A 15,389-nucleotide genomic window follows, 5' to 3' on the forward strand; every position below is an offset into this window, starting at 1 on the left:
ACATGCCATCGCTGGCGGCTGGGTTGGGACCAATCAACGGCTTGGGGGCCTTGCTGACGGGGCTTTCAGGGTTGCGAACATGCCTTGGGCAGACATCGATCCAGCGTTATGTAGTGCGCGCTGCGGCATACTACATGATGAGTTGCGGTTGTGAAAATCAGACTAATTACGTCGTTCTGCGACCCCATGACGCATTGCGGTCACGGCGCGGAACGGGATGTTCTCAAAAAACCAATGGATTGTTCCAGTTAAATATAAAAAGTTGTACACGATTTGTGACTTCGAGCGTCTGAGGCGTCTGTGGAACGCTTGCCTATACTTGCTCTTCTATAACAAAAGTCATGACAAGAGGGCTGCGCCATGGATCACCTCGTACTCACCGTCTTCGCACCGGACAAGCCCGGGCAGGTCGAGCGCATCGCCCAATGCATCGCCGAACACGGCGGCAACTGGCTGGAAAGCCGCATGTCGCGCATGGCCGGGCAGTTCGCCGGGATCCTGCGGGTCGGTGTGCCGGCGGAGGCTTACGACGAATTAGTCGATGCCTTACAAGCACTGTCGGCACAGGGCATTCGCGTGCTGGTGGCCGAAAGCGGTATCGAGCAGGCCTGCACCTGGAAACCGATCGCCATGGAACTGGTGGGCAATGATCGTCCCGGTATCGTGCGCGACATTACTCGGTTGCTGAGCGAGCAGGGCGTCAACCTCGAACGGCTGGTGACCGAAGTGCGCCCGGCGCCGATGAGCAGCGAACCGCTGTTCCACGCCGAGGCGATCCTGGCAGTGCCGCTGACCCTGTCGCTGGACGTGCTGCAATCGCGCCTGGAAACCCTGGCCGATGACTTGATGGTGGAACTGGTGTTGCGCACTGATCCATGAGAGCGGAATGGGTTATCCAGTTTTAGCGTGCACCTGCCTGTGGATAACCTGTAGAGACTGAGCGCCAGGCTACGTCCGCTGTGGCTTGGCGAAGATTGATCAAAAAACCGCCAGCATTCAGTGACTTGCGCACAAACGGCGGGGATCACGCTGTGGATAACCTTGGGAAGGAACGATACAGGCCACGAGAACCGTGGCCTGTGGAGGTTTGTGCGTTTTTTGATCAGCTGCGCCGGCGCAAGCTCATCCATGCATCGACGCTGTACACCGCCAGACCGGCCCAGATAAACATGAAGGCGATCAGCGTGCTGGACGACAAGTGCTCGCCGAACAGCAGCACGGCTTGCAGCAGTACCAACGTCGGCGCCAGGTATTGCAGGAAACCGAGGGTGGTGTAGGGCAGGTGCCGTGCCGCCGCGTTGAAGCACACCAGCGGCACCAGCGTCACCGGGCCGGCCGCCACCAGCCACCAGGCTTCGGAGGTGGTCCAGAACTCGGCCTGGGCGCTGGTGGCGGTCGGATTGAACAGCAGCCACGCGAGGGCGATCGGCACCAGCATCCAGGTTTCCACCACCAGCCCCGGCAACGCCTTGACCGGCGCCTGCTTGCGGATCAGCCCGTAGAAACCGAAGGTCAGCGCCAGCACCAGCGATACCCACGGCAGACTGCCGACCTGCCACACCTGCTGCGCCACACCGACCGCCGCCAGACCAACCGCCAGCCACTGCATGCGCCGCAAGCGTTCGCCGAGGATCAGCATGCCCAGCAGCACGTTCACCAGTGGGTTGATGTAGTAACCGAGGCTCGCTTCCAGCATCCGGCCGTTATTCACCGACCAGACGTAGGTCAGCCAGTTGGCCGCGATCAAGGTGCCGCTGAGCGCAAGAATCGCCAGGCGTTTCGGGTTGTCGCGCAGTTCCTGCCACCAGCCGGGATGCTTCCACACCATCAACAGCAGCGCGCCGAACAGCGCTGACCACAGCACCCGGTGAATGATGATTTCCACCGCCGGCACTTCGGCGATGGCTTTGAAGTAGAGCGGGAACAGTCCCCAGATGATGTAGGCGCTGAGGCCCAGAATGTACCCGCGACGCGGGTTGGCGGCTTGCATGCAGAATCCTTGCTTAGGCAGCTAACAAAGCAGCGATTGTACGGGCAGTTGTATAGACGTGTCGTGTCAGAAAAGCTTCAACGGCTCTTCGTTCAGCGCCGCCAGTTGCTCGCGCAACGCCAGCACCTGATCGCCCCAATACCGCTCGCTGCCGAACCATGGAAAGCTGCGGGGGAACGCCGGATCGTCCCAGCGCCGGGCCAGCCAGGCGCTGTAATGCATCAGGCGCAGGGCGCGCAGCGGTTCGATCAGCGCCAGTTCGCGCGGGTCGAAGTCATGGAATTCGTTGTAGCCGTCCATCAATTCCGACAGCTGCCCGAGACAATCCTGACGGTCGCCGGCGAGCATCATCCAGATGTCCTGTACCGCCGGACCCATGCGACAGTCGTCGAGGTCGACGATGTGGAACATCTCGTCGCGGCACATCATGTTGCCGGGGTGGCAGTCTCCGTGCATGCGGATGTTCTGGTGCGGCGTGTTGGCGTAGACGTCTTCCACACGCTTGAGCAGATCGCGGGCGACGGACTCGTAGGCCGGCAGCAGGCTCTTGGGAATGAAGTTGCCTTCCAGCAGGGTGGTCAGCGAGTCATGGCCGAAGTTCTTCACCGCCAGCGCTTCGCGGTGCTCGAACGGTTTGGTGCCGCCGACCGCGTGCATGCGCCCGAGCAACTGGCCGAGGCGATACAGCTGATCGAGATTGCCCGGCTCCGGCGCCCGGCCACCACGACGGGGAAACAGGGTGAAACGAAAACCGGCGTGTTCGTGCAGGGTTTCGCCGTTGTGGATCAGTGGCGCCACCACCGGGATCTCGACGTCGGCCAGTTCGAAGGTGAACTGGTGCTCTTCCAGGATCGCTTCGTTGGTCCAGCGCTGCGGGCGATAGAACTTGGCGATCAGCGGTTCCGAGTCTTCGATGCCGACCTGATAGACGCGGTTTTCATAACTGTTGAGCGCCAGAATGCGCGCGTCGCTCAGGAAGCCGATGCTTTCGACGGCATCGAGCACGAGGTCTGGGGTGAGGGTTTCAAACGGGTGGGCCATGCTGACTCCTGCGCGCAGCAGGCTGCCGCGTCCGGCTCAGCATGGTAGCGCAGACGGGCTGTCTTGAGTGGGATCGTTCCCGTGCAGTGCACGGAAACGATCAGAGCTTCGCCCGATCAGGCGCCAACGATCCCGCCATCCTCACGGGTAATCGCCATCACCGATGACCGCGGCTTGCCGTTCGGCAGGTGCTCGGGGAAGGTCGAACCGCCGTTCTCGCCCGGGTGCTGAATCCCGACGAACAGGGTTTTCTGATCCGGCGAGAAGCTGATCCCGGTGACTTCACAGCCGATCGGCCCGACCATGAACCGGCGAATTTCCCCGGTTGCAGGATCGGCGCAGAGCATCTGGTTGTTGCCCATCCCGGCGAAATCACCGGCGTTGCTCGAGTCGCCGTCGGTGAGAATCCACAACCGTCCGGCCTTGTCGAAACCGAGGCCATCGGGGCTGTTGAACATGTTCTGCGGGGTGATATTCGACGAACCGCCCTTCGGTGTACCGGCATGGACGCCCGGGTTGCCGGCCACCACGAACAGGTCCCAGGCGAAAGTTTTCGCCGCGTGATCGTCGCGGTCGGTGCGCCAGCGCAGGATCTGCCCATAGACGTTCTTCTCGCGCGGGTTCGGTCCGCCCACCGGTTGGCCGTCTTCGCCGCGTTTGGCGTTGTTGGTCAGGGTGCAATAGACCTGACCGTCTTTCGGGCTGACCACGATCCACTCCGGACGGTCCATGCGCGTGGCGCCAACCACGCTGGCGGCGAGTCGCGCATGAATCAGCACTTCGGCCTGATCGGCGAAACCGCTGCTGGCGTCGATGCCGTTCTTGCCGTGGGTCAGTTCGATCCACTGGCCCTGGCCTTTGGGGTGATCCGGATTGCCGTCGCCCGCATCGAACTTGGCCACGTACAGCGTGCCGTGGTCGAGGATGTCGCGGTTGGCTTTGGCGTTGCGGTGGTTGATCTTGTCGCGGCTGACGAATTTGTAGATGAACTCGCCGCGTTCGTCGTCGCCCATGTACACCACAGCGCGACCGTCATCGGTCTCGGCCAGTGCGGCGTTTTCATGCTTGAAGCGGCCCAGCGCGGTGCGTTTGACCGGGGTCGATTGCGGGTCGAACGGGTCGATCTCCACGACCCAGCCGTGGCGGTTGAGTTCGTTGGGGTTCTTCGCCATGTCGAAGCGCGGATCGAACGGATGCCAGTTGATCTCACGGCTGGCGGCCGATACGCCGTAGCGCTTTTGCGCCGGGTCGAACTGTTGCTGGGCGTTGCTGCTGCCGAAGCAGTCGGTGAAGTTCTCTTCGCAGGTCAGATAAGTGCCCCACGGTGTCTTGCCGTTGGCGCAGTTCTGGAAAGTGCCGAGGACTTTTTTGCCGTGCTTGTCGGCGCTGGTTTTCAGCAGTTCGTGGCCGGCGGCCGGGCCGCTGAGGCGGATCGGGGTGTTGCCGTGGATGCGTCGGTTGTAGCGCGAACCCTGAACGAACTGCCACTGGCCGTTCTTGCGCTGCACTTCGATCACCGACACGCCTTCACAGGCCAGAGCCTTGCGCACGTCTTCGGCCGACTGCGGCATACCGCCGTGCGGATAGAGGTAGCGGTAGTTGGTGTATTCGTTGTTGATCGCCATCAACGCGCGGTTTTTCTCGCCCGGGAATTCGAACAGGCTCATGCCGTCGTTGTTGTCGCCGAATTGCACTTCCTGTGCAGCCGCGGTGCCATTGCCGCTCGGGTCGAAGGCCGGGCCGTTCTTGTGCAGCGGTTGACCCCAGCTGATCAGCACCGACGACTTGTAGCCTTTGGGCAGGCTGATGGTGTCGGTGGTGGCCGCCGGAATGCTGTCGAAGCCGAGCAGACGGCTGTTGCCGGCGCTGACACTGGCGGCCAGCACGCTGCGGCTCAGCAGGTTGCCGCCGAGGAACATCGCCGCGCCGCACAGCGCGCCGGCGCTGATGAAACCGCGACGGCTCAGGCCGACCATTTTTTCCAGGTCTGTGGATTGGTTTTCTTCTAATAGGCTCACATCAGGCTCCCTGCATGGTTTTGGCAGCCACCTTAATGCGGGTCGATGACGCTTTCGTTGCAGTGCGCTCAGAGCGGTGTTCCGAGCAGCACATTGGACGGGGAAAACTGCACCTGCACCGGTTGATCGACCTTCAGACCACGGCTGCGCAAGTCCAGCGGTTCGGCCAGCGCGCACAGGGTCTGGCCGTTGGGCAGCGCGATGCGCACTTCGCTCGGGCCGTCTGCGGCGTCGAGAATCGCCTCGATCCGACCGTTCAACAGGTTGTGGCCGACGGCAGGCGTGGCCTCTGGCGCGAGCAGTTCGAGCCAGCCGGCCTTGATCAGCGCCACCACTTCGGTGCCCGGTTGCAGTTCCAGATGCACGGTGCTGTCGTGGGTGATCTGCGCCTCGATCGACAGGCCTTCAGCCAGTTCGAGGCGGATCAGGTCGTTGCGGCCCTGACCTTCGATCAGCACGACTTTGCCGTGCAGCTGGTTGCGTGCGCTGGTCCTGAGCATCAGCCGACCGAGCAGGTCCAGATCGCTGGCATCCTCGGCCGCCTCCAGTACCTGAGCCTGCAAGGCTTGCAGCTTTTGATAGAGGCGCAGCACTCGCTCGCCCTCGCTCGACAGTTTGGCTCCGCCACCGCCCTTGCCGCCTATCGCTCGCTCAACCAGCGGTTTCTGCGCGAGGTTGTTCAGCTCATCGATGGCATCCCACGCCGCCTTGTAACTCAGGCCGGCGCTCTTCGCGGCACGGGTGATCGAACCCTGTTCGGCGATGTGTTGCAGCAAGGCGATGCGCTGCGGACGGCGGACGATGTGCTGGGACAACAGACTGGGCAGGGACATGGCGGACGCTTTGTACTGAAGGGTTGAGGGAGGACGTTGGCGGCTCGAGGCGTATCCGTCAAGCCGCGTCGCCGGGTTTTGGCGTGCGGGCCAGGCAGTACACATCCACCCGCGCGGCACCGGCGTCCATCAGCAACCGGGCCAGCGCCTGGGCGGTGGCACCGGTGGTCAGCACGTCGTCGACCAGGGCCAGGTGCCGGCCTTTCACCTGGGCATCGGGACTGAGGGCGAAGGCGTTTCGCAGATTGCGTTTACGCGCTTTGGCGTTGAGGGCCTGCTGGGCGTCGGTATCCTGCACGCGCAACAGGCTGTGTTCCTCGCAAGGCAGGTCGAGTGCCTTGCCCAGCCACCGCGCCAGCATCGCCGCTTGATTGAAACCGCGCTGGCGCAGGCGTTTCGGTGCAAGCGGCACCGGTAGCAGAGCGTCCGGACGAGGCAGGTCTTCTTCGAAGCGATGTTGCAGGAACTCGCCGAGAACGTCGGCAAGCAAGTGGCCAAGCGGCCATTTGGCGTTGTGCTTGAAACGGGTGATCAGCGTGTCCACCGGAAAGCCATAAATCCAGGGCACAGCCACCTGTTCGAAGGCCGGTGGCTCCTGCAGGCAGCCACCACAGGTCAGGCCGGCGGCGAGGGGCAGGGCGCAGGTCAGGCATTGATCGCCCAGCCACGGCAAATCGGTTTCGCAGGCGGTGCAGATCGGGATTTGCGCGTCTGCCGGTTCGTCGCACAATAAGCAGTTATGTTTGTTTTTTAACCAGATGTAAACCGGCCTTTCGTAGTGTGGTTGACAGCGCATGACTCTTCCTTAAATATGCCGAACATCCGTGTCGTGCCTGTGGGTATTCCGTTTCCCCAGGCGCCAGCCAAGCATAACCAAGGAAACGCCCATGAGCGCCAGCACCACTGCCACCCTGCGTCACGACTGGACTTTGGCCGAAGTCAAAGCACTCTTCGTTCAGCCATTCAACGACTTGCTGTTCCAGGCGCAGACGGTGCACCGCGCGCATTTCGACGCCAACCGCGTCCAGGTTTCCACTCTGCTGTCGATCAAGACCGGCGCCTGCCCGGAAGATTGCAAATATTGTCCGCAGTCCGGTCACTACAACACCGGGCTGGAAAAAGAAAAGCTGATGGAAGTGCAGAAAGTCCTCGAAGAGGCTGCCCGCGCCAAGGCCATCGGTTCGACCCGTTTCTGCATGGGCGCGGCGTGGAAACACCCGTCGGCCAAGGACATGCCTTACGTGCTGAAGATGGTCGAAGGCGTGAAGGCCATGGGCCTGGAAACCTGCATGACCCTCGGTCGTCTCGATCAGGACCAGACCGAAGCGCTGGCCAAGGCCGGGCTCGACTACTACAACCACAACCTCGACACCTCGCCGGAGTTCTACGGCAGCATCATCACTACCCGCACCTATGCCGAGCGTCTGCAGACCCTGGCCTATGTGCGCGATGCGGGGATGAAAATCTGCTCCGGCGGCATTCTCGGCATGGGCGAGTCCCTCGATGACCGCGCCAACCTGCTGATCCAGCTGGCCAACCTGCCGGAGCATCCGGAATCGGTGCCGATCAACATGCTGGTGAAAGTTGCCGGCACGCCGCTGGAAAACGCCGACGACGTCGATCCGTTCGATTTCATCCGCATGCTCGCCGTGGCGCGCATCCTCATGCCGCAATCCCACGTACGCCTGTCCGCCGGCCGCGAAGCGATGAACGAGCAGATGCAGGCCCTGGCGTTCTTCGCCGGCGCCAACTCGATCTTCTACGGCGACAAACTGCTGACCACCGCCAACCCGCAGGCCGACAAGGACATGCAACTGTTCGCGCGCCTGGGCATTCAGCCGGAAGCCCGCGAAGAGCATGCCGACGAGGTCCATCAGGCCGCTATCGAGCAGGCGCTGGTGGAGCAGAAGAGCAGCGAGCAGTTCTACAACGCGGCGGTCTGATCGCCCGTTCTTCTCAGGCGCTGCCTCGGGCGGCGCCTGCTGATTCATTTGCCACCCGTGAGGCTTGCATGTCTTTCGATCTCGCCGCACGCCTTGCTGCCCGTCGTGCCGAAAATCTCTACCGCCAGCGCCCGCTGCTTGAAAGCCCGCAAGGGCCGCAAGTGGTGGTCGACGGTCAGCCGTTGCTGGCGTTCTGCAACAACGATTACCTGGGCCTGGCCAACCATCCGCAAGTGATCGAAGCCTGGCGCGCCGGTGCCTCGAAGTGGGGCGTCGGCGGCGGCGCCTCGCATCTGGTGATCGGTCACAGTGGCCCGCATCACGCACTCGAAGAAGCTTTGGCTGATCTCACCGGACGGCCGCGTGCGCTGTTGTTCACCACCGGTTACATGGCCAACCTCGGCGCGGTCACGGCGCTGGTCGGGCAGGGCGATACGGTGCTGGAAGACCGGCTCAACCATGCCTCGTTGCTGGACGCCGGGTTGTTGTCCGGTGCGCGCTTCAGTCGCTATCTGCACAACGACGCCGACAGCCTCGCCAAGCGCCTGGAAAAAGCCACCGGCAATACGCTGGTGGTCACTGACGGCGTATTCAGCATGGACGGCGACCTTGCCGATCTGCCGACGCTGGCCCGGGAAGCCAAGGCCAAAGGCGCCTGGCTGATGGTCGATGACGCTCACGGTTTCGGCCCGCTGGGGGCGAACGGTGGCGGCATCGTCGAACATTTCGGTTTGAGCCAGGAGGATGTGCCGGTGCTGGTCGGCACACTCGGCAAAGCGTTCGGCACGGCTGGCGCCTTTGTGGCCGGCAGTGAAGAGCTGATCGAAAGTTTGATTCAGTTCGCCCGCCCGTACATCTACACCACCAGCCAACCGCCGGCGCTGGCCTGCGCAACCTTGAAAAGTCTGGAACTGCTGCGCAGCGAACACTGGCGTCGCGAGCATTTGCAGACGCTGATCCGCCAGTTCCGCCACGGCGCCGAACAGATCGGCCTGGAACTGATGGACAGCTTCACGCCGATTCAGCCGATCCTGATTGGCGATGCCGGTCGCGCCGTGCGTCTGTCGCAGATGCTGCGTGAGCGTGGGCTGATGGTCACCGCAATCCGCCCGCCGACCGTGCCTGCCGGCAGTGCGCGGTTGCGGGTCACACTGACCGCCGCCCACAGCGAGGCACAGGTGCAGCTATTGTTAGAAGGACTGGCCGATTGCTTTGCTCAACTTACGTCGGAGCCGAGCCATGCGTGATCGCCTGATTCTGTTACCGGGTTGGGGGCTCGGCGTTTCGCCGCTGGAGCCGCTGGCCGCTGCATTGCGCGGACTCGATGAACACCTGCAGGTCGACATTGAGCCGTTGCCGGAGCTGGACTCCAGCGATCTGAACGACTGGCTCGACGAGCTCGATGAGCGCATCCCCGAAGATGCCTGGCTCGGCGGCTGGTCGCTGGGTGGCATGCTCGCTTCCGAGCTGGCGGCGCGGCGTGGCGAACATTGCTGCGGCTTGCTGACCCTGGCGAGCAATCCTTCGTTTGTCGCCCATGAACAATGGCCGAGCGCGATGCCCGGCGAGACCTTGGATGCGTTTCTGGCCGGCTGCAGCGCCGATCCGCGCACGACCCTCAAGCGATTCTCGCTGCTGTGCGCCCAGGGCGCGCAAGACGCGCGCGGCTTGTCGCGGCTGTTGCTCGGCGGCGCGCCGAACACTTCGTCGGCCGCTTTGATGGCCGGTCTGGAATTGTTGGCGCAGATCGATACACGCGAAGCCTTGCAGGCATTTCGCGGCCCGCAACTGCATTTGTTTGGCGGGCTGGACGGGCTGGTGCCGGCGGAGGCCGCGGGCGAGTTGTTCGCGTTGCTGGCGGATGTCGAGGTCGGTCTGATCGAGCAGGCCAGCCATGCGTTTCTTCTGGAAGACCCCCACGGTGTGGCGGGTGCGATCCAGGCGTTTTTGAGTGAGTGCGGTGATGACTGATTTGTCTGTTGCGGCGTTGCCCGGCGGCTTGCCTGACAAGCGCCAGGTCGCAGCTTCTTTTTCTCGCGCAGCGGCCAGCTATGACAGCGTCGCCGAGTTGCAGCGCGATGTCGGTACGCAGTTGATGAATCGCTTGCCGGTGGATTTTCTGCCGTCACGCTGGCTGGATCTCGGCTGCGGCACCGGGTATTTCACCCGGGCGCTGGCCGAGCGATTTGGTGAGGGGCTGGCGCTGGATATCGCCGAGGGCATGCTCAATCACGCGCGGCCGTTGGGTGGGGCCATGCACTTTATTGCTGGCGATGCCGAACGTTTGCCGTTACAGGATTCGACCTGCGATCTGATCTTCTCCAGCCTCGCCGTGCAGTGGTGCGCGGACTTCGAAGCGGTGCTCGGCGAAGCGTTTCGGGTGCTGAAACCGGGGGGGATTTTCGCGTTTGCTAGTCTTTGTGTAGGGACGCTGTACGAATTGCGAGACAGCTGGCGTCAGGTCGATGGTCTGGTGCACGTCAACCGCTTCCGCGAATTCGCCCGCTATGAGCAATTGTGCGCGGCCAGTGGTTTGCGCAGTGTTTGTCTGGAGAACCGGCCGCATGTGCTGCATTACCCGGATGTGCGCAGCCTGACCCACGAACTCAAGGCACTGGGCGCGCATAACCTGAACCCTGGCCGGCCGGGTGGATTGACCGGGCGGGCGCGGATTCTGGGGCTGGTCGAGGCTTACGAGCAGTTCCGTCAGCCTCAAGGGCTGCCAGCGACCTATCAGGTGGTCTACGCCGTGTTGGAGAAACCCTTATGAGCGCAGCCTATTTCATCACCGGAACCGACACTGACGTCGGCAAGACCACCGTCGCCGCCGGGTTGCTGCACGCTGCGCGCTCGGCGGGGCTGAGTACCGCGGCGGGCAAACCGGTGGCGTCCGGTTGTGTGGTAACGCCCAGAGGTTTACGCAATTCCGATGCGCTGGCGTTGCAGGCCGAATGCTCGTTGCCGCTCACGTATCAACAGGTCAATCCGGTGGCGTTCGAGCCGGCGATCGCGCCGCATCTGGCAGCGCGCGAAGCGGGCGTGGCAGTGACCGTGCAATCGTTGCTGGCGCCGATGCGCGAGATTCTGGCCATGAATGCCGACTTCACGTTGATCGAAGGCGCGGGCGGCTGGCGGGTGCCGTTGGCGGATCAGGACAATCTGTCGGATCTGGCCATTGCGCTGAAGCTGCCGGTGATTCTGGTGGTCGGCGTGCGTCTGGGTTGCATCAGCCATGCGTTGCTGACGGCCGAGGCGATTGCCCGGGACGGGCTGCAACTGGCGGGGTGGGTGGCGAACATCATTGATCCGAAGACGTCGCGGCTGGAGGAAAACCTGGCGACACTTGCCGAGCGGATTCCGGCGCCGTGCCTGGGGCGGGTGCCGAAGCTCAAGGCGGTCAGCGCCGAAGCGGTCGCCGATCACTTGCAACTGGATCTGCTCGACTGATTTTGGCTATGACAAGGCACTGTGCCATTAGTGTTTTTGACGGGTGTTTTTCTGACGCCTCTGGTTCAATGGCACCCATTGATCCTTCCCAAGGATGAGAGCTCCCATGGAAATCTCCGGAAACACAGCTTTTTATGCAGGTCTGAGTACCATTCAGACCGGGCAGAACCGCGTCGATCAGGCCGCCAGCCAGATCGCCAGCAATACCATCGAGCGTTCGGTCACCAGCCAGTCTTCGGAAGTACAGGTCGATCGTCTGCGTTCCGTGGATCGCGCCCAGCAATCGGACCTGGCGAGCAACATGGTCGAAATGGCCCAAGGCAAGTTTCAGGCGGAACTGGGCGTGAAAGTCGCCAAGGCTTCCGATGAAATGCTCGGTACGATCATCGATACGTTTGCCTGATCGTTTGACTTGGCGACATATCGATATCCCTTCATGCTTAAGTTCAATAGCTGCGCCCATTGAGCGTACGAGCGTGGCAGAAAAAGGTATCAGGCGCCCAAGCGGCCCCATATTCTTGGAAAGCGAGTGCTGTGATTATTCCCGGAACTCCCTGAAATGATAACTCGCCCTCCCGGTTGGATCGTCACATCAGTACAGGTACCGATACTGTATCCGCTCCAGAAATTCTCTCTTACTCCGTTTTTGCTAATCCGCTCGTAAACTTCCATTAACGTGCCTGCGAGGTTACCGCTGCCCACGGCCACGATTTTGCCATTCGGATCTATCCCGATCGAGTAAAAGTCCATGGCATCCATTGAGCCAGAAATTAGCAGAGGTACCCCCTTATTGAAGTTTTCATCAATGCTGCCGTCTTTTTCGAGTCTGGCAAGTAGACCCCTGTTGTTCCCGTCAGAGCCCTTCGCATAGCCGGCGATGATGATTTTGTCATCATCCTGGATAGCAACCCGAGAGACGATATCGGCCCAGACAAGCTCCTGAATCTGCGATTCGGTTCCTCGTTCGCCGGCCACTACGACATCGGTATAGCCTGCCTGGCCAAAGGTATAGTCCAGAATGCCCTCATCCGTGTAACGAGCCACGGTGCGTGTCCTCTGTTGTTGATCGACGTATCTCCAGCTACCTGCCACGATAATGCTGCCATTGCCTTGGATCTGGACATTGTTGGCATAACTGTCGAGTCCGTGGAGCCTGATATCGATGAATCCGCTGCCACCGCCAAAACTCTTGTCAGTCTCGCCATCAGCTTGCAGACAAAAAAGCCTGCTCAAAGGGCCTGACGGAAGTGTGTAGGTCGCTGCAATAAGTATCTTCTGACCTTTTTGCAGGCAGCCATCTGCAAACTTGTAGGGTGACCGTGAAGGGGTTGCACCTTCTGGACCAGTAGTAATGACTCTGCGGCCTAACACCAGATCGGGACTACCGCTGGGGTTGAAACGGGTGACAGCGGGTCTCACGGCGTCGGCTTTCAGCGACTCCCCGATGACCAGAATTTTTCCATCTTCCTGCAGTAATACACGCTGCGGCGTGGATTGGTCGCCATCTTCGAAGTTCCAGGTCCTCTCCTCGAATGAGTCATCTTTAGTGCCGTCGACGAGGTAACGCGACAGGCGAAACCGGTCGCTGATATGTGAGACAACAACCAGTTTGCCGTCTTTATCGGAGATGGTTGAGTTTGCTGTACCTCTTTCGTCGATCTCGATGCGGCCTTCGGTTCCGAAGGTAAGGTCGAGATTACCGGGAGCGTGAGTGTGATTGTTATCACCAGCCTTGATTTCCATTTTGTTCTCCTACTGAAAGATTTCCTCAGGCCACCATGTCTAGAGAGGTGTCCGCGATAGTCAGTACACAGGTTTTGGAACGATTTTTATCCTGTAAAAACTGACAGTCCGACATTCTTTCGGAGCCAATAAATATGCTTTTGAGGCCGATGGCGGGTAGTTTCATCCGGACGAAGGCTTTACGCCTGACGAACGGCAAAAGGGCGACGCTTGACAAGATTTCGGCGTAAACGTATGTTTCAAACAACTGTTTGACCGTCACAACAAATCAACGCGGTCTTTCATTCCCGGTTACATCAGCAGAGGTTAATCGCTATGCCTGACTACAAGGCCCCCTTGCGTGATATTCGCTTCGTTCGTGACGAACTGCTCGGCTACGAAGCGCACTATCAGAGCCTTCCAGCGTGTGCAGAGGCAACGCCGGACATGGTTGACGCCATTCTCGAAGAGGGCGCCAAGTTTTGTGAGCAGGTGCTGGCACCGCTGAACCGCGTGGGTGACACCGAAGGCTGCACCTGGAGCGAGTCCGGCGTGAAAACCCCGACCGGCTTCAAAGAGGCCTACAAGCAATTCGTGGAAGGCGGCTGGCCGAGCCTGGCCCATGACGTCGAGCATGGCGGTCAGGGCCTGCCTGAGTCGCTGGGTCTGGCAGTCAGCGAGATGGTCGGCGAAGCCAACTGGTCGTGGGGCATGTACCCGGGCCTGTCGCACGGCGCGATGAACACCATCTCCGAGCACGGTACTCCAGAGCAGCAAGAAGCCTATCTGACCAAACTGGTCTCCGGCGAATGGACCGGCACCATGTGCCTGACCGAACCGCACTGCGGCACCGACCTGGGCATGCTGCGCACCAAGGCCGAACCTCAAGCCGACGGTTCCTATAAGGTTTCCGGCACCAAGATCTTCATCTCGGCCGGTGAACACGACATGGCCGACAACATCGTCCACATCGTGCTGGCCCGCCTGCCGGACGCACCGGCCGGCACCAAGGGCATCTCGCTGTTCATCGTTCCCAAGTTCCTGCCGAACGCCGACGGCACCGTCGGTGCACGCAACGCCGTGACCTGCGGTTCGATCGAACACAAGATGGGCATCCACGGCAACGCGACCTGCGTGATGAACTTCGACGGCGCGACCGGTTTCCTGATCGGCCCGGCGAACAAAGGCCTGAACTGCATGTTCACCTTCATGAACACCGCACGTCTGGGTACCGCGCTGCAAGGTCTGGCTCACGCCGAAATCGGCTTCCAGGGCGGCCTGAAATACGCTCGCGATCGCCTGCAAATGCGTTCCCTGACTGGCCCGAAAGCACCGGACAAGGCCGCTGACCCGATCATCGTTCACCCAGACGTACGCCGCATGCTGTTGACCATGAAGGCATTCGCCGAAGGCAACCGTGCGATGGTGTACTTCACCGCCAAACAGGTCGACATCGTCAAATACGGCGTGGACGAAGAAGAGAAGAAGAAAGCCGACGCACTGCTGGCCTTCATGACTCCGATCGCCAAAGCGTTCATGACCGAAGTCGGTTTTGAATCCGCCAACCACGGCGTGCAGATCTACGGCGGCCACGGCTTCATCGCCGAGTGGGGCATGGAGCAGAACGTTCGCGACAGCCGCATCTCGATGCTGTACGAAGGCACCACCGGCATCCAGGCACTCGACCTGCTGGGCCGTAAAGTGCTGATGACTCAAGGCGAGGCTCTCAAAGGCTTCACCAAGATCGTCCACAAGTTCTGCCAGAACAACGAAGGCAACGAAGCCGTCAAAGAATTCGTCGCACCGCTGGCTGCACTGAACAAAGAGTGGGGCGAGCTGACCATGAAGGTCGGTATGGCCGCCATGAAAGATCGCGAAGAAGTCGGCGCGGCCTCCGTGGACTACCTGATGTACTCCGGTTACGCCTGCCTGGCCTACTTCTGGGCTGACATGGCGCGTCTGGCTGCCGAAAAACTGGCTGCCGGCACCACCGACGAGGCGTTCTACACCGCCAAGCTGCAAACCGCGCGGTTCTACTTCCAGCGCATCCTGCCGCGTACCCGTACGCACGTGGCCACCATGCTGTCGGGCGCCAACAACCTGATGGACATGAAAGAAGAAGACTTCGCACTGGGCTACTAAGCCTTAACGCAGTCCTTCAAAAAACCGCTGCTCCTTCGGGGGCAGCGGTTTTTTTGTGCCCGGATTTCCCCAATCCCGGGGCTGATTCCCCAGCATTGATGAAGCCACTCCTTAGCCGAACCCCTGCGCTTATTGATTCAAAATGTTTCCAGAAGAGTGGCCAATTAATTGCACTGCCCGATTTACCGGTGCTAACCAGAACTGCCTGCTCAAAGAAGCAAGACGCCCGGCACTTAACAACAACAGTCAGGGT

Annotated in this window: 14 protein-coding genes; 8 read left to right on the top strand and 6 right to left on the bottom strand. The window is 61.0% G+C overall.

Translation table 11 applies throughout. The features are described from left to right. The first annotated feature begins 360 nt into the window (after positions 1–360). The gene (locus tag BMZ46_RS27585) at positions 361–879 is read left to right on the top strand and encodes a glycine cleavage system transcriptional repressor (protein ID WP_007959830.1); all 519 of its coding nucleotides are present in this window, start codon (positions 361–363) and stop codon (positions 877–879) included. A 223-nt stretch (positions 880–1,102) separates the two neighbouring features. Here BMZ46_RS27585 and rarD read toward each other — a convergent pair whose 3' ends face one another. The 5 genes from rarD to BMZ46_RS27610 all read right to left on the bottom strand — a co-directional run bounded on the left by rarD (position 1,103) and on the right by BMZ46_RS27610 (position 6,678). After that, the gene (gene rarD, locus BMZ46_RS27590) at positions 1,103–1,990 is read right to left on the bottom strand and encodes an EamA family transporter RarD (RefSeq protein ID WP_039768038.1); all 888 of its coding nucleotides are present in this window, start codon (positions 1,988–1,990) and stop codon (positions 1,103–1,105) included. Positions 1,991–2,056: 66 nt separating this feature from the next. Then, on the bottom strand, positions 2,057–3,031 hold the full coding sequence (locus BMZ46_RS27595) for a serine/threonine protein kinase (RefSeq protein ID WP_007959832.1): 975 nt from the start codon (positions 3,029–3,031) through the stop codon (positions 2,057–2,059). Positions 3,032–3,147: 116 nt separating this feature from the next. Next, positions 3,148–5,049, bottom strand: a complete 1,902-nt coding sequence (locus tag BMZ46_RS27600) for a PhoX family protein (protein ID WP_074692168.1) — start codon at positions 5,047–5,049, stop codon at positions 3,148–3,150. Positions 5,050–5,117: 68 nt separating this feature from the next. Beyond that, positions 5,118–5,882 carry a TOBE domain-containing protein gene (locus tag BMZ46_RS27605; RefSeq protein WP_074692171.1) on the bottom strand — a complete coding sequence of 255 codons (765 nt, stop codon included), beginning with the start codon at positions 5,880–5,882 and terminating at the stop codon, positions 5,118–5,120. Between the two features lie 58 nt (positions 5,883–5,940). Further along, positions 5,941–6,678 carry a ComF family protein gene (locus BMZ46_RS27610; RefSeq protein ID WP_039768042.1) on the bottom strand — a complete coding sequence of 246 codons (738 nt, stop codon included), beginning with the start codon at positions 6,676–6,678 and terminating at the stop codon, positions 5,941–5,943. Between the two features lie 91 nt (positions 6,679–6,769). Here BMZ46_RS27610 and bioB point away from each other — a divergent pair, with 91 nt between their 5' ends. The 6 genes from bioB to BMZ46_RS27640 all read left to right on the top strand — a co-directional run bounded on the left by bioB (position 6,770) and on the right by BMZ46_RS27640 (position 11,675). Continuing rightward, entirely contained in the window at positions 6,770–7,825 is a 1,056-nt protein-coding gene (bioB, locus tag BMZ46_RS27615; RefSeq protein ID WP_011336244.1) for a biotin synthase BioB, read from the top strand. Between the two features lie 68 nt (positions 7,826–7,893). Then, the gene (gene bioF / locus BMZ46_RS27620) at positions 7,894–9,072 is read left to right on the top strand and encodes an 8-amino-7-oxononanoate synthase (RefSeq protein WP_074692174.1); all 1,179 of its coding nucleotides are present in this window, start codon (positions 7,894–7,896) and stop codon (positions 9,070–9,072) included. Continuing rightward, complete coding sequence (locus BMZ46_RS27625) at positions 9,065–9,796, top strand: alpha/beta fold hydrolase (protein WP_074692176.1); 732 nt, start codon at positions 9,065–9,067, stop codon at positions 9,794–9,796. Before bioF ends, BMZ46_RS27625 begins: the two co-directional genes overlap by 8 nt. After that, positions 9,789–10,595, top strand: a complete 807-nt coding sequence (gene bioC / locus BMZ46_RS27630) for a malonyl-ACP O-methyltransferase BioC (protein WP_039768045.1) — start codon at positions 9,789–9,791, stop codon at positions 10,593–10,595. The genes BMZ46_RS27625 and bioC overlap by 8 nt, the downstream gene beginning before the upstream one ends. Next, positions 10,592–11,272, top strand: coding sequence for a dethiobiotin synthase (gene bioD / locus BMZ46_RS27635; RefSeq protein WP_074692179.1), 681 nt, complete (start codon positions 10,592–10,594; stop codon positions 11,270–11,272). The genes bioC and bioD overlap by 4 nt, the downstream gene beginning before the upstream one ends. 106 nt (positions 11,273–11,378) lie before the next feature. Next, a complete protein-coding gene (locus tag BMZ46_RS27640) occupies positions 11,379–11,675 on the top strand; it encodes a pyrroloquinoline quinone biosynthesis protein PqqE (RefSeq protein ID WP_074692182.1) in 297 nt (98 codons plus the stop codon). A gap of 89 nt (positions 11,676–11,764) precedes the next feature. Here the strand turns inward: BMZ46_RS27640 and BMZ46_RS27645 are convergent, their stop codons facing one another. Beyond that, on the bottom strand, positions 11,765–13,015 hold the full coding sequence (locus tag BMZ46_RS27645; RefSeq protein ID WP_074692185.1) for a hypothetical protein: 1,251 nt from the start codon (positions 13,013–13,015) through the stop codon (positions 11,765–11,767). Positions 13,016–13,330: 315 nt separating this feature from the next. Between BMZ46_RS27645 and BMZ46_RS27655 the strand changes: the two genes are divergently transcribed. Next, positions 13,331–15,136, top strand: a complete 1,806-nt coding sequence (locus BMZ46_RS27655; protein WP_074692190.1) for a phenylacyl-CoA dehydrogenase — start codon at positions 13,331–13,333, stop codon at positions 15,134–15,136. Positions 15,137–15,389: the final 253 nt, after the last annotated feature.

The sequence above is a fragment of the Pseudomonas sp. NFIX49 genome (assembly GCF_900115915.1).
GTDB lineage: Bacteria > Pseudomonadota > Gammaproteobacteria > Pseudomonadales > Pseudomonadaceae > Aquipseudomonas > Aquipseudomonas pharyngis.

Coding starts and splice junctions, on each gene's coding strand:
- BMZ46_RS27585 (WP_007959830.1), top strand. CDS start 361: ATGGATCACCTCGTACTCACCGTCTTCGCACCGGACAAGCCCGGGCAG.
- rarD (WP_039768038.1), bottom strand. CDS start 1,990: ATGCAAGCCGCCAACCCGCGTCGCGGGTACATTCTGGGCCTCAGCGCC.
- BMZ46_RS27595 (WP_007959832.1), bottom strand. CDS start 3,031: ATGGCCCACCCGTTTGAAACCCTCACCCCAGACCTCGTGCTCGATGCC.
- BMZ46_RS27605 (WP_074692171.1), bottom strand. CDS start 5,882: ATGTCCCTGCCCAGTCTGTTGTCCCAGCACATCGTCCGCCGTCCGCAG.
- BMZ46_RS27610 (WP_039768042.1), bottom strand. CDS start 6,678: ATGCGCTGTCAACCACACTACGAAAGGCCGGTTTACATCTGGTTAAAA.
- bioB (WP_011336244.1), top strand. CDS start 6,770: ATGAGCGCCAGCACCACTGCCACCCTGCGTCACGACTGGACTTTGGCC.
- bioF (WP_074692174.1), top strand. CDS start 7,894: ATGTCTTTCGATCTCGCCGCACGCCTTGCTGCCCGTCGTGCCGAAAAT.
- BMZ46_RS27625 (WP_074692176.1), top strand. CDS start 9,065: ATGCGTGATCGCCTGATTCTGTTACCGGGTTGGGGGCTCGGCGTTTCG.
- bioC (WP_039768045.1), top strand. CDS start 9,789: ATGACTGATTTGTCTGTTGCGGCGTTGCCCGGCGGCTTGCCTGACAAG.
- bioD (WP_074692179.1), top strand. CDS start 10,592: ATGAGCGCAGCCTATTTCATCACCGGAACCGACACTGACGTCGGCAAG.
- BMZ46_RS27640 (WP_074692182.1), top strand. CDS start 11,379: ATGGAAATCTCCGGAAACACAGCTTTTTATGCAGGTCTGAGTACCATT.
- BMZ46_RS27645 (WP_074692185.1), bottom strand. CDS start 13,015: ATGGAAATCAAGGCTGGTGATAACAATCACACTCACGCTCCCGGTAAT.
- BMZ46_RS27655 (WP_074692190.1), top strand. CDS start 13,331: ATGCCTGACTACAAGGCCCCCTTGCGTGATATTCGCTTCGTTCGTGAC.